Annotated in this window: 16 protein-coding genes and 3 tRNA genes; 3 read left to right on the forward strand and 16 right to left on the reverse strand. The window is 62.3% G+C overall.

Annotation, left to right across the window (positions count from 1 at the left end):
• The first annotated feature begins 104 nt into the window (after positions 1–104).
• The gene (locus AC3ZI9_RS09050; protein WP_489923507.1) at positions 105–1,097 is read left to right on the forward strand and encodes an IS481 family transposase; all 993 of its coding nucleotides are present in this window, start codon (positions 105–107) and stop codon (positions 1,095–1,097) included.
• Here the strand turns inward: AC3ZI9_RS09050 and AC3ZI9_RS09055 are convergent.
• The 6 genes from AC3ZI9_RS09055 to leuC form a co-directional block, all read right to left on the reverse strand.
• On the reverse strand, positions 1,094–2,218 hold the full coding sequence (locus AC3ZI9_RS09055; RefSeq protein WP_443359057.1) for a D-alanine--D-alanine ligase family protein: 1,125 nt from the start codon (positions 2,216–2,218) through the stop codon (positions 1,094–1,096). The genes AC3ZI9_RS09050 and AC3ZI9_RS09055 overlap by 4 nt on opposite strands.
• Positions 2,215–3,246 carry an NAD(P)H-dependent glycerol-3-phosphate dehydrogenase gene (locus AC3ZI9_RS09060; protein WP_489923508.1) on the reverse strand — a complete coding sequence of 344 codons (1,032 nt, stop codon included), beginning with the start codon at positions 3,244–3,246 and terminating at the stop codon, positions 2,215–2,217. Before AC3ZI9_RS09060 ends, AC3ZI9_RS09055 begins: the two co-directional genes overlap by 4 nt.
• Positions 3,243–4,022 (reverse strand): lysophospholipid acyltransferase family protein, encoded by a 780-nt coding sequence (locus AC3ZI9_RS09065; RefSeq protein ID WP_443414002.1) that lies wholly within the window; start codon positions 4,020–4,022, stop codon positions 3,243–3,245. The genes AC3ZI9_RS09060 and AC3ZI9_RS09065 overlap by 4 nt, the downstream gene beginning before the upstream one ends.
• Before the next feature lie 7 nt (positions 4,023–4,029).
• Complete coding sequence (gene murA, locus AC3ZI9_RS09070; RefSeq protein WP_489923509.1) at positions 4,030–5,355, reverse strand: UDP-N-acetylglucosamine 1-carboxyvinyltransferase; 1,326 nt, start codon at positions 5,353–5,355, stop codon at positions 4,030–4,032.
• Between the two features lie 144 nt (positions 5,356–5,499).
• Positions 5,500–6,102, reverse strand: coding sequence for a 3-isopropylmalate dehydratase small subunit (gene leuD / locus AC3ZI9_RS09075; protein WP_489923510.1), 603 nt, complete (start codon positions 6,100–6,102; stop codon positions 5,500–5,502).
• Between the two features lie 10 nt (positions 6,103–6,112).
• Positions 6,113–7,591: a 3-isopropylmalate dehydratase large subunit gene (gene leuC / locus AC3ZI9_RS09080; RefSeq protein WP_443410528.1), complete on the reverse strand. Its 1,479-nt coding sequence runs from the start codon at positions 7,589–7,591 to the stop codon at positions 6,113–6,115.
• 106 nt (positions 7,592–7,697) lie between these two features.
• Between leuC and AC3ZI9_RS09085 the strand changes: the two genes are divergently transcribed.
• Positions 7,698–8,417, forward strand: coding sequence for an IclR family transcriptional regulator (locus tag AC3ZI9_RS09085; protein ID WP_086998657.1), 720 nt, complete (start codon positions 7,698–7,700; stop codon positions 8,415–8,417).
• A 1-nt stretch (position 8,418) separates the two neighbouring features.
• On the opposite strand, the gene thiL is transcribed toward AC3ZI9_RS09085, so the two are convergent.
• The 8 genes from thiL to AC3ZI9_RS09125 form a co-directional block, all read right to left on the reverse strand.
• Positions 8,419–9,498 carry a thiamine-phosphate kinase gene (gene thiL, locus AC3ZI9_RS09090; protein WP_443411196.1) on the reverse strand — a complete coding sequence of 360 codons (1,080 nt, stop codon included), beginning with the start codon at positions 9,496–9,498 and terminating at the stop codon, positions 8,419–8,421.
• Positions 9,491–11,185, reverse strand: a complete 1,695-nt coding sequence (locus AC3ZI9_RS09095; protein WP_489923511.1) for a GTPase family protein — start codon at positions 11,183–11,185, stop codon at positions 9,491–9,493. Before AC3ZI9_RS09095 ends, thiL begins: the two co-directional genes overlap by 8 nt.
• On the reverse strand, positions 11,182–12,978 hold the full coding sequence (locus AC3ZI9_RS09100; RefSeq protein ID WP_489924033.1) for a dynamin family protein: 1,797 nt from the start codon (positions 12,976–12,978) through the stop codon (positions 11,182–11,184). The genes AC3ZI9_RS09095 and AC3ZI9_RS09100 overlap by 4 nt, the downstream gene beginning before the upstream one ends.
• A gap of 130 nt (positions 12,979–13,108) precedes the next feature.
• Positions 13,109–13,181 (reverse strand) — tRNA-Glu (locus AC3ZI9_RS09105).
• Positions 13,182–13,229: 48 nt separating this feature from the next.
• Positions 13,230–13,302 (reverse strand) — tRNA-Glu (locus AC3ZI9_RS09110).
• Between the two features lie 64 nt (positions 13,303–13,366).
• A tRNA-Gln gene (locus AC3ZI9_RS09115) sits at positions 13,367–13,438 on the reverse strand.
• Positions 13,439–13,561: 123 nt separating this feature from the next.
• On the reverse strand, positions 13,562–15,070 hold the full coding sequence (gene gltX / locus AC3ZI9_RS09120) for a glutamate--tRNA ligase (RefSeq protein ID WP_489923512.1): 1,509 nt from the start codon (positions 15,068–15,070) through the stop codon (positions 13,562–13,564).
• Between the two features lie 330 nt (positions 15,071–15,400).
• The gene (locus AC3ZI9_RS09125) at positions 15,401–16,162 is read right to left on the reverse strand and encodes a fumarylacetoacetate hydrolase family protein (RefSeq protein WP_441380803.1); all 762 of its coding nucleotides are present in this window, start codon (positions 16,160–16,162) and stop codon (positions 15,401–15,403) included.
• A 410-nt stretch (positions 16,163–16,572) separates the two neighbouring features.
• On the opposite strand from AC3ZI9_RS09125, the gene AC3ZI9_RS09130 reads away from it, so the two are divergent.
• Positions 16,573–17,541, forward strand: coding sequence for an IS481 family transposase (locus AC3ZI9_RS09130; protein ID WP_489923484.1), 969 nt, complete (start codon positions 16,573–16,575; stop codon positions 17,539–17,541).
• Here AC3ZI9_RS09130 and AC3ZI9_RS09135 read toward each other — a convergent pair.
• Both AC3ZI9_RS09135 and AC3ZI9_RS09140 read right to left on the reverse strand, forming a co-directional pair.
• The gene (locus tag AC3ZI9_RS09135; RefSeq protein ID WP_489923513.1) at positions 17,485–17,940 is read right to left on the reverse strand and encodes a hypothetical protein; all 456 of its coding nucleotides are present in this window, start codon (positions 17,938–17,940) and stop codon (positions 17,485–17,487) included. The genes AC3ZI9_RS09130 and AC3ZI9_RS09135 overlap by 57 nt on opposite strands.
• A 650-nt stretch (positions 17,941–18,590) precedes the next feature.
• Positions 18,591–19,247, reverse strand: a complete 657-nt coding sequence (locus AC3ZI9_RS09140; protein ID WP_443411066.1) for a hypothetical protein — start codon at positions 19,245–19,247, stop codon at positions 18,591–18,593.
• Between the last annotated feature and the right edge of the window lie 116 nt (positions 19,248–19,363).

Consider the following 19,363-nt stretch of genomic DNA (forward strand, 5'->3'; position numbering starts at 1 on the left):
GGTTGAACTCGTGCGACGACACGGTCTGAATTGATGGGATGACGAAGGCCCCCCGATGTGGAGTGGAGCTGTCTAAGAAACCACTTCACAAACAGGAGGCCTTCATGTCCCACGCTAATGCAGCCCTGACCCCCAAAGCACGTCTGAGAATCGCCAAGCTCATCGTTGACCAGCAGTGGAGCGTCTCCACCGCAGCGAAAATGTTCATGGTCTCCTGGCCCACCGCCAAACGCTGGGCCGACCGCTACCGAGCCCACGGCGCGGCCGGGATGGCCGACAAGCCCAGCAGACCCCGGACAAGTCCTGCACGCACCCCGCAGGCAGCGGTCAAACAAATCGTGGCACTGCGCTGGCGCAAGCGCTTGGGGCCCGTCCAGATCGCCTACCGGCTGGGCCTGGCTGCCTCGACGGTGCACGCAGTGCTGGTACGTTGCCGGATCAACAGGCTGCGCTATATCGACCGGGTCACCGGTGAGAAAATCCGCCGCTATGAGCACCCCTATCCGGGATCGATGATCCACGTGGACGTCACCAAATTCGGCAATATTCCCGACGGCGGCGGGCACCGGTTCGTGGGCCGGCAGGCCGGAGACAAGAACCGTGCAGCAACCCCGGACAAGCCCCGCAATGCGAACCACACCCCGAAAATGGGAACCGCCTTCGTGCACACGGTCATCGATGATCACTCGCGTATCGCCTATGCCGAGATTCATGATGATGAGAAGTCGGTAACGGCCATCGCGGTACTGGAACGGGCCGTGGCGTGGTTCGCTGCCCGTGACGTCGTCGTGGAGCGCGTGCTATCTGATAATGGGTCCGCCTACCGCTCGCATGCCTGGCGTGACGCCTGCGCCGAGCTGGCCATCACGCCCAAGCGGACCCGCCCTTACCGGCCCCAGACCAATGGGAAAATCGAGCGGTTCCATCGGACCCTGAACGACGGTTGGGCCTACGCCAGGTTCTATGGCAGCGAGGCCACCCGCCGCGAAGCACTGCCGGATTGGATCCATGCGTACAATCACCACAGGCCCCACACTGCAATCGGGAACCAGCCACCAATCAGCCGCTTAACTAACGTCTATGGGCAGTACACCTAGCGGAGACCGGTTTTTCGGTTCACGGCCAACCAGATCAGTTCGTCGACGAGTTCCGCGTAGCCGATTCCGGTTTCCCCCCAAATACGCGGGTACATGCTCACTGGGGTGAAGCCAGGCATGGTGTTGATCTCGTTGATGATCCAGCGACCATCTTCGGTGTAGAAGAAGTCGACCCGGGCCAGACCTTCGCCAGCGATCGCGTCGAACGCGATGGCAGCCTGTTCCCTGATGATCGAAATTTGGTCCTCGGGCAGAGCGGCCGGGCAGGAGAGCTCGGCGGCTCCCCCATCCACGTATTTGGCGTTGAAATCGTAGAACGTATCGGCCCCCGCCGTCACGACGATTTCTCCGGGCAATGAGGTCCGCGGCGCATCGGAGCCGCGTCCTTCCAAAACTCCACATTCGATTTCACGGCCGGCGATGCCCTGTTCGATGATGACCTTTGGATCATGTTCGCGCGCCGCGTCGATGGCTTCGACGAGTCCAGCATCGTCGGAGACGCGGCTCACCCCGACCGAGGAACCTGCGCGCGCAGGTTTCACGAAGAGGGGGTATTCGAGGCGCGAAAGACGGCTCAGGCAGGCGTGCCGGTCCCGCAGCCATTCCTTATCGGTGATGACCTCGTAGGGGCCGACTTCCAGTCCAGCTGCCTCGAAGACGAGTTTGGCGAAGTGCTTATCCATTCCGATGGCGCTGGCGGCGACACCGGAGCCCACGTACGAAACGTCGGCCATTTCCAGCAGTCCCTGGACAGTCCCGTCCTCGCCGAAGGACCCGTGCAGGACGGGGAAGACGACGTCGACTCCACCGAGGCTGCGTGTAGCGCCGGATTCGCTATGTCCGATGAGTTCGGTTGCCTCATTGGTGTGGGAGAACTGCAGGGACTCTCCGCTGGGTTCGATTTCCGGAGCGACGCCGGAAGACAGTGACCATGACTCTGGGTCGGCTTCTTCAATGGTCCACTGTCCCTGGCGGGTGATGCCGATGGGAACTACGTCGTACTTCTCAGGGTCCAGGACCCGGAGGATCCCGGCAGCAGTCACGCAGCTCACGGAGTGCTCCGGCGACCTGCCGCCGAAGAGCAGCGCGATCCTTGTTTTTTTGCTGTTGGTCGCGCTCATGAGCCTTCTCCCTCGGATTTCAGTTCCCGCCCCAGCAGGCGTTCGGCCATCGCTGAAACGGTGAGTTTTCCTTCGAGGACCATGACCACGGCCTCGGTGATCGGCATTTCCACGTGGACGTTTCGGCCCAGGTCCAAGACGGCACGAGCGGATTTGATGCCCTCGGCAGTCTGCGTCATCGTGTCGTTCACTTCCTCGAGCGTGAGTCCGTTGCCGAGATGTCGACCTGCCGTGCGGTTGCGTGAGAGCGGGGAGGAGCAGGTTGCCACGAGGTCACCCAGACCTGCCAAGCCCGACATGGTCTCCAATTTTCCGCCAATGGCCAGAGCCAGCCGCTTGGTTTCGGCCAGTCCACGGGTGATGACTGAGGCTTTGGTGTTGTCCCCCATGCCGCGGCCGTCGCAGATGCCTACGGCCAAGGCAATGACGTTCTTGACGATGCCGCCAATTTCTACGCCGATGAGGTCGGTATTGGTGTACGGACGGAAGTAGTCCGGAGAGCAGGCATTGGCGATCCATGCTGCCGTGTCACCATCCGGGCAGGCGACCACCGAGGCAGTTGGTTCTTCACGGGCAATTTCCATGGCCAGGTTCGGGCCGGAAACGACGGCAATTTCGTCCTGGTTTCGGCCGAGTTCTTCCGCGATGACTTCCGTCATCCGTGAGTCGGTCCCCCGTTCGAGGCCCTTCATCAAGGACACGATGACCGCACCGGCAGGGATGAGGCCTACGACTTTTCGTAACTGTTCCCGCAGCTGTTGGGCTGGCACCGCCAGCACCACCATGTCGGCACCAGCTAAGACGGCACCAGCATCCGCAGAGGCAGTGATGTTGGACGGAAGGACGGTTTCCTTCAGATACGTCGAGTTCGTATGCCGCGAGCAGATTTCCTCGGCAACCTCAGCACGGCGGGCCCATAACTGGACCGTGGTTCCGTCGTCGGCGCAGGAGTCTGCCAGGACCTTGGCAAAGGTTGTTCCCCAACTTCCGGCTCCGAGGACGGCAATCTTCTGCGGTGCTGGCCTCATGCTGCCCCTCCTGGTCGGTCGTCTTCGTTGCGGTTTTTGTCTTCGGTGTTCATTCGTCCGGTCGCCGCCTGACCATGCGCAGCCGGGTCCCATGGTTTCTCTGGTGGCTGCTCGCCACGGAGCTCGCCCACCTCCGCCGATAAGGCGGCAATGATGCGCTGTGTCGCCTGGTCCAAAACCGTGCGGGTCATCGGTTGGTCTCGTAGATCGTCGAGGTCCACGGGCTGGCCGGCTCTGACGTACACGCGCTTTCTTGGGAAAATGCTCAACGACTTGCCGTAACGGGGCAGGACCTTTTGCGCGCCCCAATGTGCGATCGGTACCACCGGCGCCCCGGTCTGCAACGCGAGCCGGGCCGCACCGGTGCGTCCACGCATGGGCCATTCCTCGGGATCCCGAGTCAGGGATCCTTCGGGATAGATGATGATCACGTCCCCAGCGTCGAGTACTTCCTTCGCAATGGCTAATGATCCGCTGGCACCCGTAGTCGCACGGGACACCGGCACCTGATGGGAGGCCCGCAGGGCAGCACCCAGAAGCGGAACCTTGAAGAGCGAATCTTTCGTCAGATAACGCGGCAGGCGACCTTGGTTGTAGAAGGCATGGCCCACCACTACCGGGTCGATCTCCGTGACGTGGTTCGGGCAAGCGATGAAGCCCGCTGCCGGCAGGTTATCGAAACCGATCCACGTCTTGGCCATCAGCACGTTCATCAGGGGCCTGGCAATTCCGGCCAGGATCCCGAAGACCAGTCGCTGTCCCCGTTCTTCCTTCATCCGGGCCCTAGAGGATTTCGCTGATTTCGACGCGTGCTCCAAGGCCCTGGACCTTTTCCAGGAAACGCTCGTAGCCACGGCTAATCAGCTCGATCCCGGTCACATGGCTGGTGCCGTCGGCGGCCAAGGCTGCAATGAGGTGTGAGAATCCGCCCCGGAGGTCGGGGATGTCGATATCGCGGCCCACCAGCTGCGACGGACCGGTGATGACCGCCGAGTGCTTGAAGTTTCGCTGTCCGAACCGGCAAGGAACCGCACCGAGGCATTCGCGGTGCAATTGGATCGTCGCTCCCATGCGCACGAGGGCTTCGGTGAATCCAAACCGGTTTTCATAGACGGTCTCGTGGACGATCGACACGCCATGTGCCTGTGTCAGGGCAACGACCAAGGGCTGCTGCCAGTCGGTCATGAACCCGGGGTGGACGTCGGTTTCAAGAACCAGCGGCTTCAACTCCCCCCCGGGGTGGAAGAAACGAATGCCGTCGTCATGGACTTCAAAGTCACCACCGATCTTGCGGTAGGTGTTCAAGAAGGACGTCAGGTCCTGTTGGTCTGCCCCCTCGACGTAAATGTCTCCGCGCGTCGCCAGTGCGGCCGAGGCCCAAGAGGCACTCTCGTTGCGGTCAGGGATGGCGCGGTGGTTGTAGCCGTGGAGCTCGTTGACGCCCTCGATGCGAATGACCCGATCGGTCTGGACGGTGATGATGGCGCCCATCTTCTGCAAGAGCGCGATCAGGTCCATGATTTCAGGTTCCACCGCTGCGCCGGTGAGTTCGGTTATCCCTTCGGCCCGGACAGCTGTCAGCAGGACCTGCTCGGTGGCGCCGACGCTCGGGTAGGGCAGATCCACTTTGGCGCCCTTGAGTCCGTGGGGGGCGCTGATTGAAATGCCATTGGCGCGTTTATCGACCACGGCACCGAAATTGCGGAGGACTTCCAGATGGAAGTCGATCGGCCGGTCACCGATACGGCAGCCTCCTAGGTCGGGAATGAAGGCTTCCCCGATGCTGTGGATCAACGGGCCGCAAAAGAGGATGGGAATGCGCGAGTCCCCGGCATGGGCGTCAATCTCATTGGATGGGGCCGTTTTGGCACCCTGAGGATCTAGGGTGAGATCACCGGATTCAGGGTGCTTCTCAACCGTGACACCGTGGATCTGCAACAGACTCGTGACGACGTCGACGTCCTTGATCTCAGGGACGTTGCGCAGTACCGAGGGGGTGTTCCCCAAAAGAGAGGCCACCATTGCCTTCGGAACTAGATTCTTGGCCCCCCTGACCTTTACTCTCCCCTGTAGCGGGACACCGCCGTGGATAGTCAGGACCTTGCCCATGTATCAAAACCTCACACTTGTATGGTTCTTCGAGTTCTCCGAAGGTTCTCGGCAAGCATACAGCCACCACCCCTGACGACCCTTGAACGCGCGGCGGTTCGGCGTGCGCGATTCGCTGTCGGCTGAAGCGATGCCGGTCTACGCTCAGGAATACTTTGCTGGCAGCGTTTTCGGCTTCCAGCTGGGCCGGGTCTGCTCATAGGCAGTGATCTCCGGTTCCTGCTGCAGGGTCAGCCCAATATCATCCAGGCCCTCCATGAGCCGCCAGCGGGTGTAGTCATCGATATCAAACGGCGCGACAATCGATCCGCAGCTGACCGTCCGTGATTCCAGGTCAACGGTGACCTGGGACCCCGGGTGGTTGTCGAGCTCCTTCCAGATGAGCTCTATATCGCCTTGGTCGACTTGCGCAGCGACGAGGCCCTGCTTACCTGAGTTGCCGCGGAAGATGTCGCCGAACCGCGATGAGAGGACAGCACGAAATCCGTAGTCTTTCAGCGCCCAGACGGCGTGCTCGCGTGAGGAACCGGTACCGAAGTCCGGACCAGCCACGAGGACGGAACCGTGGGAGAAGGGGGCTTGGTTCAGCACGAACTCAGGATCCTTCCGCCAGCGAGCGAAGAGTGCATCGTCGAAGCCCGTGCGGGTGATCCGCTTGAGATAGACGGCGGGGATGATCTGGTCGGTGTCAATATCAGACTGCCGCAGCGGAACGCCGATGCCCGTATGTGTGGTGATCTTTTCCATATCTACTTCCTTAGGCTGCTGAGGCGGCTGCGCCGTCGGCTGGTTCCAGGTCCGAGGGAGAACTCAGGGTTCCCCGGATGGCGGTGGCTGCTGCTACGAGCGGTGAGACCAGGTGGGTGCGCCCGCCCTTGCCCTGGCGGCCTTCGAAGTTGCGGTTGGACGTCGAGGCGCATCGTTCGCCTTCGGCCAACTGGTCGGGGTTCATCCCCAAGCACATAGAACAGCCGGCAAAGCGCCATTCGGCTCCAAAGTCCTTGAAGACCTGGTCCAGTCCTTCGGCTTCGGCTTCGAGGCGGACGCGTGCAGAACCAGGGACGACGATCATGCGGATGTCGGGATCCTTTTCCCTGCCGCTGATGATGTTGGCTGCCGAGCGAAGGTCTTCCATGCGGGAGTTGGTGCAGGATCCCAGGAACACGGTGTCGACCCGGATGTCTTTCATCGGTGTACCGGCCGCAAGGTCCATGTAGGTCAGGGCCCGTTCGCAGGCGGCGCGGGCGTTCTCGTCCTCGAAGTCTTCAGGAGCGGGGACCGATTCGGAGAGGGAAACGCCTTGGCCGGGGTTGGTCCCCCAGGTGACGAAGGGTTCGAGGTCATCGGCGTTGACGTTGACCTCGGCGTCGAACCTGGCGTCATCGTCGGTACGCAGCGTCCTCCAGTAGTCGACGGCGGCGTCCCAGTCGTCGCCCTGCGGGGCGTGCGGGCGGCCTTCGAGGTAGTCGAAGGTGATCTGGTCGGGGGCGACCATGCCAGCGCGAGCTCCCGCTTCAATCGACATATTGCAGATCGTCATGCGGGCTTCCATGGACAGCGCACGGATGGCCGAGCCGCGGTATTCCAACACGTACCCTTGTCCACCGCCGGTCCCGATCTTGGCAATGACGGCCAAAATGATGTCCTTGGAGGTCACCCCGGTGCGCAGGGTTCCCTCGACGTTGATGGCCATCGTCTTGAAGGGTTTCAGCGACAGGGTCTGGGTGGCCATCACGTGTTCGACTTCGGAAGTACCGATGCCGAAGGCCAACGCGCCGAAGGCTCCGTGGGTGGACGTATGGGAGTCCCCGCACACCACGGTGACGCCGGGCTGGGTCAGGCCCAGCTGCGGTCCAACGACATGGACGATCCCTTGTTCCTGATCCCCGAGCGAATGCAGTCGCACGCCGTACTCGGCGCAGTTCGACCGCAACGTCTCGATCTGGGTCCTGGAGGTCGGATCCGCAATCGGCTTATGGATCTCCAGCGTCGGAGTGTTGTGGTCCTCGGTGGCAATGGTCAGATCAGGCCGGCGCAACGGCCGACCGGCCAGCCGCAGCCCTTCGAAAGCCTGCGGCGACGTCACTTCGTGAATCAGGTGCAGATCAATGTAGATGAGGTCCGGACGGCGTGCCGAGCCTTCTCCGCCACCTTCTTGGACCACATGTGCGTTCCAGACCTTTTCGGCCAGCGTCTTCGGCGTGGTGGTGGCCGTGGACCGTTCCTGTTCAGACATTGGGTTCCTCCTGGATTCTTCCCTTAGATCTAGGACACCACCAGCGGCACTCCACGCGCTAGCAGAATAGCGTGCATCTCAAATGGTGAGACGCTAGTATCAATAGATGGACACTTCTAGCGGGGTCGGCGTCATCGACAAGGCAGCTCTGGTTCTCGATTCACTCGAGGCTGGACCCATCAGTTTGGCTCAATTGGTTGCGGCCACCGGACTCTCACGCCCCACCGTCCACAGGTTGGCCCAGGCGTTGGTCCACCATCGGCTGGCGGGCAAGGACATCCACGGCCGGTTCATGCTCGGCAGCCGCTTGGTGGAACTGGCATCCGCCGCTGGCGAGGATCGCCTCATCGCCGCTGCCGGCCCACTCCTGGTCCAGCTCCGCGATGCCACCGGTGAAAGTTCGCAGGTATTCCGCCGTCAGGGTGAAAACCGAGTCTGTGTTGCCTCAGCCGAACGCCCCGTCGGGTTGCGCGACACCATTCCCGTGGGCACCCAACTGTCCATGAAGGCCGGTTCGGCGGCCCAAGTCCTGCTGGCGTGGGAAGACCACGAGAGACTGCTGCATGGGCTCAACCAAGCGCGGTTCTCCCCCACCATTCTCGCGGGTGTGCGGCGGCGAGGATGGGCCCAGTCCCTGGGCGAACGCGAACAAGGCGTGGCTTCCGTCTCGGCACCGGTGCGCGGCCCCTCGGGCCGGGTCATCGCCGCCGTGTCGATCTCCGGTCCTATCGAACGTCTCGGCCGTCAACCGGGCAAGGCTCATTCGGAAATCGTGTGCCGGATGGCCGCCCAGCTCAGCGAGGCGCTGAAGAAGCCGACCGCCTAAATCAGCTCGCCTCCTCCTGTCCGCTGAAATGGTCGAATCCGGGGGAGGAATCCCCCGCGGACCCGGAAGGGTACGGCGCGTCATCCAGCGAGATGCGTTGCCGTACGTCCTGGTCACCACTTTCGCGGCCCACCCTGCCCACGCGCATGAATCCCGAAGGCAGTGCTGCATCTGGGGGAAACGTTGCCAGCAACCCGTGGTCCTCTCCCCCGGAGAGAACCCATTTCAAGGGTTCCTGTTCCATGAGTTCCGCGGCGGCCCCGAGATCTATGCCTTCGCGTTCCATGGATCCGATGATGGCCCGTAGTGAGGTGGATTCAAAGTCAATGGACGCCCCGCTGGCTTCGGCCAGTCGTCCGGCGTCACGGGCCAACCCGTCGGAGATGTCCATCGCCGCGGTTGCTCCAGCCGCTGCCGCCCGGGGTCCCGCGGATAAGGGAGGGCGTGGCCGGAGCTGTCGTTCAACCAGAGTTGCGCACGACGGATCGAGAGCGGTGAAGTCATGCTCGGACTCCAAAAGGGCCAGCCCGGCGGCAGCGGCGCCCAGAACTCCGGAGACTGCCACGATGTCTCCCGGACGGGCCCCGCTCCGCAGCAGCGCAGGGCCGGGAATCGACCCGGTCAAGGCGGCCGTGATCGACAGTTCACTGCCCGAGCTCAAGTCCCCACCAGCTAGTGCGCATTGGTCGGCGCCGAGTTCCCTGACCGCTGCCGAGAAACCGTCGGCGATTCCCTCGACCCACGCCACGGGTGTCTCCGGGGGAAGCGTCAGGGAGATGACTGCGGCCGTCGCTACACCCCCCATGGCGTTGACGTCTGAGAGGTTCTGCGCCGCAGATTTCCAACCGACCTCGTATCCGCTGCTCTGGTACCCGTTGCGCCAGTTGAGACGGAAGTCCTGATCCTGGACGAGGGTATCGATGGTGAAGACGAAGCGCCCTCCCGGGGCGCCGATGATGGCCGCATCGTCCCCTGGCCCCAGCAGCATGCTCGCTCCGCGCAGACGCGGCAGGATCCGTTTGAGGACACCGGCTTCACCGAGTCCGGCCACCGTCTGTTCCTGATCCGATGTTTCAGCCACGGGCCCTCCGAACTGCGGAACTGAAGGAGTTGAAACGCCTGACTTCCTCGCTCACTGGTTCCACAATTGCGTTCTGTGCCACGTGGGCGATGGAGACCTTGAGTCTCTTACCCGCTGCCCGCGCCCTCCCGGAGGCAGCGGCCCGAGCCAGGAGGCCGGTCGCGAGCCCGAGGACAATACCCAGCAGCACTCCCCCGGCCAGCATCAAGGTCGGGACGGGAAGGCCTTCAACCCGGGGGGCTGGCGGAGCGTCGAACTGCAGATATCCCATGACCGCCAACACGGCCAACCATCCAGCTCCGGAGAGGGCAACGGCCAACGCCGCCCATTGGACCACGGAAACGACCGGCCACCACCAGGACCCACGTCCAGCCGAAATGTCCGTAGAAGCGATCGCCTGATCCAGCGCATCCGGCAGCTCCTCCGCACTTGCACGGGCGGCACGCCGGATCGATCCCCGCCAGGCTTCGGGGGCGCCCTGGCTCGCCCCGTCCGCGAAATCTCGTACGGCGGAATCCGCTTGGGCACGTTGGGCAGCACCGGGGGACGGGAGTGACGTCCTGTTCACTGCCGGATTGACGTCTCGACTGCGTAGATTCAGCCGGCGCAGTGGGTCGGGACGAAGCCGCGACAACCAGCGGGTCACCGGCCATCCGGTCCGGGCGCGAGCCTGGAGACGGTAGGAGGACCGCGTGGCGGCAACCACGGTGTCCACTCCAGCAGCTTCTGCCAAATGATCAGCCAGACGTCGCTGCTCGGCAGTGCCGGGCTCGGTCAGCCCCCTCCCGATAGCCATCGCCGGGTCCCCGCGCCACCCTGCTTTGGGATCCGTTGTTGAAGGTGATTCTCCGACGAGGCCGTCCGCGGCAGCGGCGACGTCTTGAAGTAGCCGATCCGTTGCCGCTGATCGGGCGACGACGACGTCGGCGATGGCTTCGCGCAAACCGTCGATGCCTTCTCCGGTTTTTGCCGATACGGCATGGACTCGGGGACGGCGGAGCCCATCGGCCTCGAGGATGCCGCGCAGGGAATCGATCACTGCTGCGCGATCCGAGGAATCAAGCAGGTCAATCTGGTTCAAGACCACGAGCGTGATACCGGCATAGGCGGCCAGCGGGCGGATGAATTCATGATGGACCGCAGCATCAGCGTACTTCTGTGGGTCGAGCACCCACACGAGGACATCTACCTGCCCGGCGAGTCGCTCGGCGGTTTCGCGATGTGTTGCCGTCGTGGAATCAAAGTCCGGAAGGTCCACGAGGATCAAACCGTTGGCTACCCCGCTTCGGCGTCGCATCAGGCCACTCTTACTCGTTCCCAACGGTTCATCAAGTTGGTGGCGCTCTGGAACTTGCAACCAGTCCAGAAGATCGTCACTGCCCGCTGCGTGCCATACCCCGGCCAGAGGCACGCTGGTCGTCGGGCGCGTGGCAGCAGTCCGAGCCAGTTCCCTACCGGTCACTGCGTTGAAGAGCGAGGATTTTCCGCTACCGGTAGCCCCGAAGAATCCAACGACGGTGTGTTCGGCTGACAGCGACCTGCGGGTGGAAGCCTGGTCGAGGACGATCCCCGCCCGCTCAATGTCCGCCGCGGGGACCCTGCCGGTTCCGAGTTCGGTGGCAGTCTGGAGCGCTTCGAGTCGTTCAATCAACGGCGTGGTGGCTGTCTCCTTCCCCCGGCGGCTCATGAAGTCTCTTTCGGAGTGGTTTGCGCCAGCTGATCCAGACGCGTGGACAAGTCCTTCAACCCAGCAATCTCCTCCATAGTTGGAGTGCCATGCAGCAAGGTCAGGAATCGTGAGCTTTCCTCACCGAGCAGTCGTTTCACCCGCTGTTCGAGTCCTTCACGGGCTTTTTTGGCGAGTCTCCGGACTGCGTCTTCCCCGAAAATGGATTCCAACAGTTTTTGCCCGACGACGGCGGTGCCTCCAGCAATACCCACCTCGAGTCCTGTCAGTCCGGCGGTGGAAGCGAAGACCACGACCATCAACGCCACGGCGACACCGTTGACGCCGAAGGAAACCATCCGGGCGGTAAAACGCTTTCCGGACCCTTCTGATCGGATCAGGGCGAGTAACTCGTTTTGCCAGTCACGGATTTCCGCGGCGACACGATTGCTGAAGCCTTCGGAGGTCGATCCGTAGTCGACGGTACCGATGAGCGAGCGGGCGGCGGGGTCGGATCGCCAGAAAGCCTCCGCTTGCTCGGCTGCCTTGGCCGCTTCGTCCACGATGACGGCATGCAGCCCGGATTCGATGGCTTCCTCGACGGTGCTGACCGGCTGAGGCTTGCCCGTGAGGAAGGCTCCAATGCGGTCACGTACCTTGCCGATGCCCGATTCCAGCGAGCGGAAGAACTCTCCGGTCCCTACGAAATCTTGCCATCGAGCCAGAACTTCGCCGCGCAGCAACGTCCCTTCGCTGGTGGCATGACCGATGCGTTCCGCGGCAGCCGCATAGGCTTCGGTGACGTGACCGGCCAGCTGACGGCCGGCGTCGTGTTGTTCCTGTTGTGCAACCGCAATTGCCGCGGTGCGGCGGCCCAGGCTATCGACTACCCCGGTCAGGGTCTTGCGGGCGATGGTTGCCCGGCCGGCGCTGTCTGCGGCGATATCGGCCAACCACTCGCGGATGGGTGCCACGGACTCCGCAGCGAGCATGCCCTGTCCATCAAGTTCGGATTCCTGGACGACGAAGAGCCGGGCGGTGTCCAATCCCTGTCGGTCGAGCATGGAACGCAGGTCTGCAGCAACCTCGTCTTCCACTCCCGGCGGGACACGGTCCAGCACGATGGCGAGAGTGATGTCGCGGGATGCTGCGTCTGCCAGGAGCCGCCACGGCACGGCGTCGGCGTACCTATTGGCAGTGGTCACGAAAATCCACAGGTCGGCTGCCGCGAGCAGTTGTCCTGCCAGTTGTCGGTTGGTGTCCGACACCGAGTCGATGTCTGGGGCGTCCAGCAAGGCGATGCCCTGCGGGATGGTCGCGTGCCCGAGAAGGAGCAGCGATGGTCCGCCCACGGGGCCGACGCTTTCACCTTTGCCCGGTACCGTCGCGGTCGCAGCCCCCTGAATCTGCCCTCTAGGCTCGACGGTCCCAGTGATCCTGGGTAGCCCGGGCAGAATCCGGTCACCGTCGAACCACTCTCTCTCATCCGGATGATGAACCAGGATGGGCTGACGTGTCGTCGGACGAATGGCGCCGGCTCTTGTCACCGGATAACCGACCAACGCATTGACCAGTGTGGATTTGCCGGCCCCTGTTGACCCACCGACCACTGCCAGCAGCGGAGCGTCGAGGCTGCGGTAGCGAGGCAGGATGTAGTCATCGAGTTGGACGGCGGCGTCGTGCACGATGCCGCGCACGCTGTCGGCCTCTGGGAGGTCAAGTGGCAAGGACACCGCTTCAAGGGCAGACCGGCACTCTTGGAGGAGTCCGAGGGCCGGTGGTCCCGTTTGGCCGTCGCTGTCGAGGGAAGTCACTACTACATCATGCCAAACCTGGGGAAAGAAACTGTGGAAGCGGTGCAGATGAAACACAGCCGAAAGCGGCCCCAGGGCGTCAAAAGAAAATCGCGGTACATCATGACGATGTACCGCGAAGTTCCATAGGTGACCCCAGCGGGATTCGAACCCGCGTTACCGCCGTGAGAGGGCGGCGTACTAGGCCGCTATACGATGGGGCCGCATAGCTCGCATCGTTGAGGGCTGATGCCGCCCTGTTCTGGTGAACGTGACCCCAGCGGGATTCGAACCCGCGTTACCGCCGTGAGAGGGCAGCGTACTAGGCCGCTATACGATGGGGCCATAGCTTGTCCTGATTGCTCATCGGACAATGCCAGCCGGTGCAAAAACTGCCCTGGCTGTAGCGCTGGGATACCAGGACTCGAACCTAGAATGTCGGTACCAGAAACCGATGTGTTGCCAATTACACCATATCCCAATGGTTTGCCGGACTCGGTTGACCTCTCTTTCGAGATGTTCCGTATGCCTCGGCACGAGAAATAACTTTACCCGAGGAATCCGACAAAACCAAAATCGGCTGGCCCTCCCCAGCCGTGGAGCATCAGACCAGCGTGGCCTTGAAGTTTTGCAGTCGCTTCAGGGACGATTCCTTGCCGAGGATGACCATGGATTCGAATAACGGCGGCGAGACGCGCTTGCCTGACATCGCGGTACGCAAAGGACCGAAGGCCAGTCGCGGCTTGATGCCCATGTTCTCGATCAGCGCGGACCGAAGCACTGCCTGGATCGACTCTGCATCCCAAACAGCCAGTTCTGTCAGTTCCGCTAGAGCGGCATCGAGGACCTCGTCGGCGTTGCCAGGCATGCCCTTGAGCGCTTCCGGTTGGATTACGATCTCGTCATCGCCACGGAAGAGGAATTCAAGCATTTCCGGTGCTTCACCAAGCAAGGTAATGCGTTCCTGGACCAGAGGAGCGGCCTGATCGAGAATGCGCTCCTGCTCAACGGTCAGCGTCTCCCCCGTGAGCCCGGCAGTCTGGAGATACGGCACGAGCCGGTCGCGGAAATCTTGCGCTTCGAGCATGCGCACATGGGTGCCGTTGATGGCTTCAGCCTTTTTGACGTCAAATCTGGCTGGGTTGCCGAGGACGTCGTGGATGTCGAAGGCCTCTACCAGTTGCTCGCGTGTGAAGATGTCTTCGTCTGCCGACAGGCTCCATCCGAGTAGCGCCAGGTAGTTCACCAAACCTTCAGGGATGAAACCTCTGTCACGGTGAAGGAACAGACTGGACTCAGGGTCACGCTTTGACAGCTTCTTTTTGCCGGCGCCCATGACATAGGGCAAGTGCCCGAAGAGTGGCATATGTTGGGCGATTCCCACGTCAATCATCGCCCGGTACAGGGCGATCTGCCGTGGCGTCGAAGAGAGGATGTCCTCGCCACGCAGAACATGGGTGATCCCCATCAGAGCATCGTCGACAGGGTTCACCAACGTGTAGAGCGGCTTTCCGTTCGCACGGACGACGGCATAGTCGGGGACCGTACCGGCTTTGAAGGTGATTTCACCGCGGACCAGATCGGTAAACGTCAGATCATCTTCGGGCATGCGCAACCGCAGAACTGGTTCGCGCCCCTCGGCACGGAAAGCAGCAATCTGCTCGTCACTGAGTGTGCGGTCGAAATTGTCATAGCCGAGCTTCGGGTCCTCCCCCGCCGCCCGGTGACGGGCCTCAACTTCCTCCGGCGTGGAGAACGATTCATAGAGATGGCCAGCGTTCCGCAGCTTGGAAATAGCGTCCTGATAGATGTCTGCGCGCTGCGACTGCCGGTATGGCTCGTGCGGACCGCCCACGTCGACCCCTTCATCCCAGGTGATGCCGAGCCAATTGAGAGCATCGAGCAATTGCTCGTAGCTTTCCTCGGAATCTCGCTTGGCGTCGGTGTCTTCGATCCGAAACACCATTTTTCCACCGGTGTGCCGGGCATACGCCCAGTTGAACAGTGCGGTGCGGATGAGTCCGACATGTGGCGTCCCAGTCGGGGACGGGCAAAAGCGGACGCGGACAGGGGTCTCGTCAGTGACGACTGGAATCTGGGAAGGTTCAATCATGATGGGTCCCATCCTAATACGGCTAGGAGAAGGCGACCCGCCTCATCGTTCTTTGGACTGGCGGTGATTACGTACCGCAGAGGCGATACGGCGGATCAGCAACGTCACGGCCAAGACGATGGCAATCACCAACAGCGTGGTGGTCACCGGCACGGGCCAACCCGCCCGATAAGAGATCCGTGAGCAGACCGCCAAAGCCCACGCGGCTCCCCAGAGGGCCGTGCGACGCTTCTGCCAAGCAGGGCGAGCCGCTCGACTACGTTGAGTCTCCATCATCGAGAGGCGAATGGCCCGCCCAGCACGACGTTTTCCGTACACCTTTGGCGTCCCTTAGCGACGGAAGGTATTGGTGAGCGTACCGATTCCCTCGATCTCGACATCGAAACGCTGTCCTTCGCGGAGCAGGCCGACTCCGGCAGGCGTCCCGGTGAGCAGGATGTCTCCGGGCAGGAGCGTGAACGCCTGCGAGGCATACGCGACCAGGTCCGGAACGCTCCAGACCATCAAGGTGGTATCGCCATCTTGAACGGTTTCGCCGTCCAAGCGTCCCTGGATCCGCACATCCTCGACGTCCAAATCTGTTTCGATCCATGGCCCGATGGGGCAGGAGCCATCCCATCCTTTGGCACGGGCCCACTGGTTGTCGGTCCTCTGCACGTCCCTGGCAGTGAGGTCGTTGGCGCAGGTGTACCCGAAGATGACATCGCCGGCTTTATCGGCCGGGACATCTTTGCAAATGCGCCCGATGACGACGGCTAGTTCGGCCTCATAGGACACTTCTTCAGAAAAGGCAGGAAGGGTTACCGGGTCACCGGGGCCGGCCACCGACGTGTTCGGCTTGAGGAACATCAACGGTGTGACAGGAACTTCGTTGCCCATCTCCCGGGCATGTTCGGCATAGGTGCGACCGAAGCAGACGACCTTTGATCGCGGGATGATCGGGGCAAGCAGACGAACATCATCGAGCCGGTGGCGGGTGCCAGTGGGCTTGATGCCTTGGAAGAAGGGGTCGCCGGCAATGACGATGACGTCTTCGCCGTCGACTACGCCGTACATGGGGTCATCGTCTAGTACAAACCGAGCAATACGCATGGACTACAGCCTAGTAGAGGTATCGCGGTCGTCGCGATCCGGACCAGTGTGTGAGGACTTGTCACGGCCTTTGTCTTCAGTTTCAGCGCAATCTTCCTCAACCGCGGAGCTGTCATCGACCCGCGTCTGAGAAATTGTCAAGACCTGTGGATCGGTGTTCCGCTACCCGACCGAGGAGTTGCTGGCCGGCGCTGTGAGCGCCGGTCACTCGGACCGGAATTGTTCCCCAGTCATCGCCTTCGTCTGCTCGTACTTCTTGCGGATGTCGGCTTGGGTGTCCCCTTCGACCCACGGGCGCTCTAGCTGTATTGACCACGGACGTTGGTAACGCTCCGGGGTAGTTGAAATAGGGAAGACCTCCGGGTGAAGGTGGGCTTGTTCAGAGTCCGTTCCAACACCGGAGGTCTTCCATGCTCCACGCTAACGCACTTCTTGCCCCCAAGGGCCGCCTGTCCCTTGCCCAGAGCATCGTCGACGAGGGCTGGCCGCTACGCCGCGCCGCCGAACGCTTCCAGGTCTCCGTGACCACCGCAGCCCGGTGGGCCAAACGGTACCGGGAGCTCGGCCCCACAGGAATGCGCGATCGATCCAGCCGGCCCCAGCGCTCTCCCAACCAGACCCCGAAGCGGCGTGAGCGAAGGATCATCGCCCTGCGCGTGAACCGCCGCTGGGGCCCGGCACGCATCGCCTACCTGCTGGGCATGCACCCCTCGACCGTCCACAAGGTCCTCTCCCGCTACGGGCTGGCCAAGCTGGCTTGGCAGGACCGGGCGACCGGGCGGAACATCCGCCGCTACGAACACGAGAACCCAGGGGACCTGGTCCACGTCGACATCAAGAAACTCGGCCGGATCCCCGACGGCGGAGGCCACAAGATGCTGGGACGATTCGACGGGGTGCGGAACAAGACCGGCGCCGAATCCAACCGCCGACCCGGCTACATGTTCCTGCACAACGCCGTGGACGACCATTCCCGCCTGGCCTACACCGAGATCCTCGACGACGAGAAGAAGGAGACCGCCGCCGGGTTCTGGAAACGTGCCAACGACTACTTCAACAGCGTGGGCATCACGGTCCAACGAGTCCTCACCGACAACGGGTCGTGCTATCGCTCCCACGCCTTCCGGGACGCCCTGGGCGAGGACATCAAGCACAAGCGCACCCGCCCCTACCGCCCTCAAACCAACGGCAAGGTCGAGCGCTACAACCGCACCATGCTCGACGAATGGGCCTACGCCCGCCCCTATACTTCCGAGGCCGAACGCATCGCCGCCTTCGAACAGTGGCAACACCACTACAATCATCACCGAGGCCACACTTCACTACGAGGACTTCCACCCGCTGCCCGCGTACCCAACCTCAGTGGTCAATACATCTAGCACGACAAGGGCGGCCCAGTAGACCACGGTGGTGACAGCCATCGTGTTCAGAGCCCCGGAGGACGCCGGCCCGAAGAGCAGTCCGATGAGGAAGCTGATCGGCAACGGAAGTACGGCGACAATCGCCGTCATCGGGACGCTTCCGGGGTCCGGGTGCCGGTGACGGAGAACGAAGATTCGCTCCACGCCGGTCGTGGCAAGCTCGACGGCGACCATCACGACCACAGCCGTGATGATCGCCGTTCCAGCAGGAAAGCTTGCAGTCCACCCAGTCAGACCCAGCCCCCATAGCAGCAGTGCAATTGCGACAACCTTGACCGCCCCAGTCGCAAGATGCCCCGTGAGGGCGAAGGAGAACGCCGGGGGAGTGAAGTCGCTGACATCGCTGTTACCTGCCATCACAGTGGATCCCTTCGGGTGAGCGATCGGGTCAGAGAGAACAGGCGGAGACGACGCCGCCCACTCCGAGGATTCTTTCAAGAACCTTCACCGCATCCTCTCCGATCTCCGCAGCTGCGGCTCCGGAGCGGATCGTCGTCCAGATCCCCGGACTCCACCCCCAGATCGCGCGGGCCGTCGAATCCAGCCGACGACCTTTGCCACAGGGAACCCGTACTCGACGATCAGCGGAACGATAGCTGCAGCGCAGGCGGCCGCGTTGAATGCTGGGGCGATCCCGCCCGAGGGAGTGGAGTGCCATGCCACACCCTTACCAGTCGAGATTTTCGCAGCGCTTCGCCTCCGCCCCACTCCATATCAGCGACGGCGATTTCGTGCTCTGCGTTCCTTCGCCTGTTCCCACAGATAGCTGACAGCGAGCAGGACGGCAATGCCCACTAGCGTACCGAAGAACGTGATGATGCCGTCTGTGGGACTGCCGAAAACGGCGTCGCCTGCGCCGAAGAGTAGGGCAGTAGGAAATCCGATGATCACCACCACGGCGACCACAGCGATCCAGCCGATGAACCTTCCGGAGGCACGACGACTCCTGTTGCGAACGGGCGAGTCGTGTCGCTCGGGCCGACCCGGGTCAGAGCTCCTCGCCAAGACTAGATCTCCCCGAGAGCGCACTGCCCGGCCGCCAGAGCGAGCACGCCGACTACGCCACCCGGAAGGACGGAGTGCGCGGCCTTCTTGATGAGGAATTTCGCGATCTTAGGAGACGTCTTCTTGAGGATATTGAAAGCGATGGACGAAGCCTTCTTCCATTGCTTGCTCTTCAGTGCCTTTCGCACCTTAGGTTCGGCAAACGCTTTGATAATTGCTTTGATGTCCGCGATGCCGATCTTCTTTGCGAGACACTTGCCGAAATGAGAGTTGTCCCATTGCGGAGTGACAGCTGCGGGACTCCTGGAAGTGGCGGCTGCGACCAGCGCGGTCTGGTTCGTGTGGCCACCATCTAGCGCCTCGAACAGCATGTCGAAGTCGAAAGCTTGGAAGGTTCCGTCCTCCAACCTAATTCCGCCGTTGGTCTCCACGTCCGCGAGTCCAGCAGCAGTGTTGTTCACGACAGCCACCTCTTCGTCGGTCAGCGAAGAGGTGTCTGCCAGAGGGTCGGAGCCCTCAGCTCGGGCAACGGCGGGCGCGGTCATCGAAACTCCAGCGACCGATGCGGCAACAAAAAGCGATCGCCGAGAAGGCGAGTAGTGCGCGCCCGTTGCCTCGTTCGGTCCTGCGGCTTCGTCATTGCGTGTTGAACGCTCCATTGCGTGCACTACCTCTCTGCGGGATCTAACGGAACCCTCGGGGAAAAACTCGACCGTAGCATCCTCCACGTAGTGGGTCGAAGTTGCCGGCCGGGCCGGACTTCCATCCGAAGCCT

It is taken from the genome of Arthrobacter sp. AOP36-F1-5 (assembly GCF_058137995.1).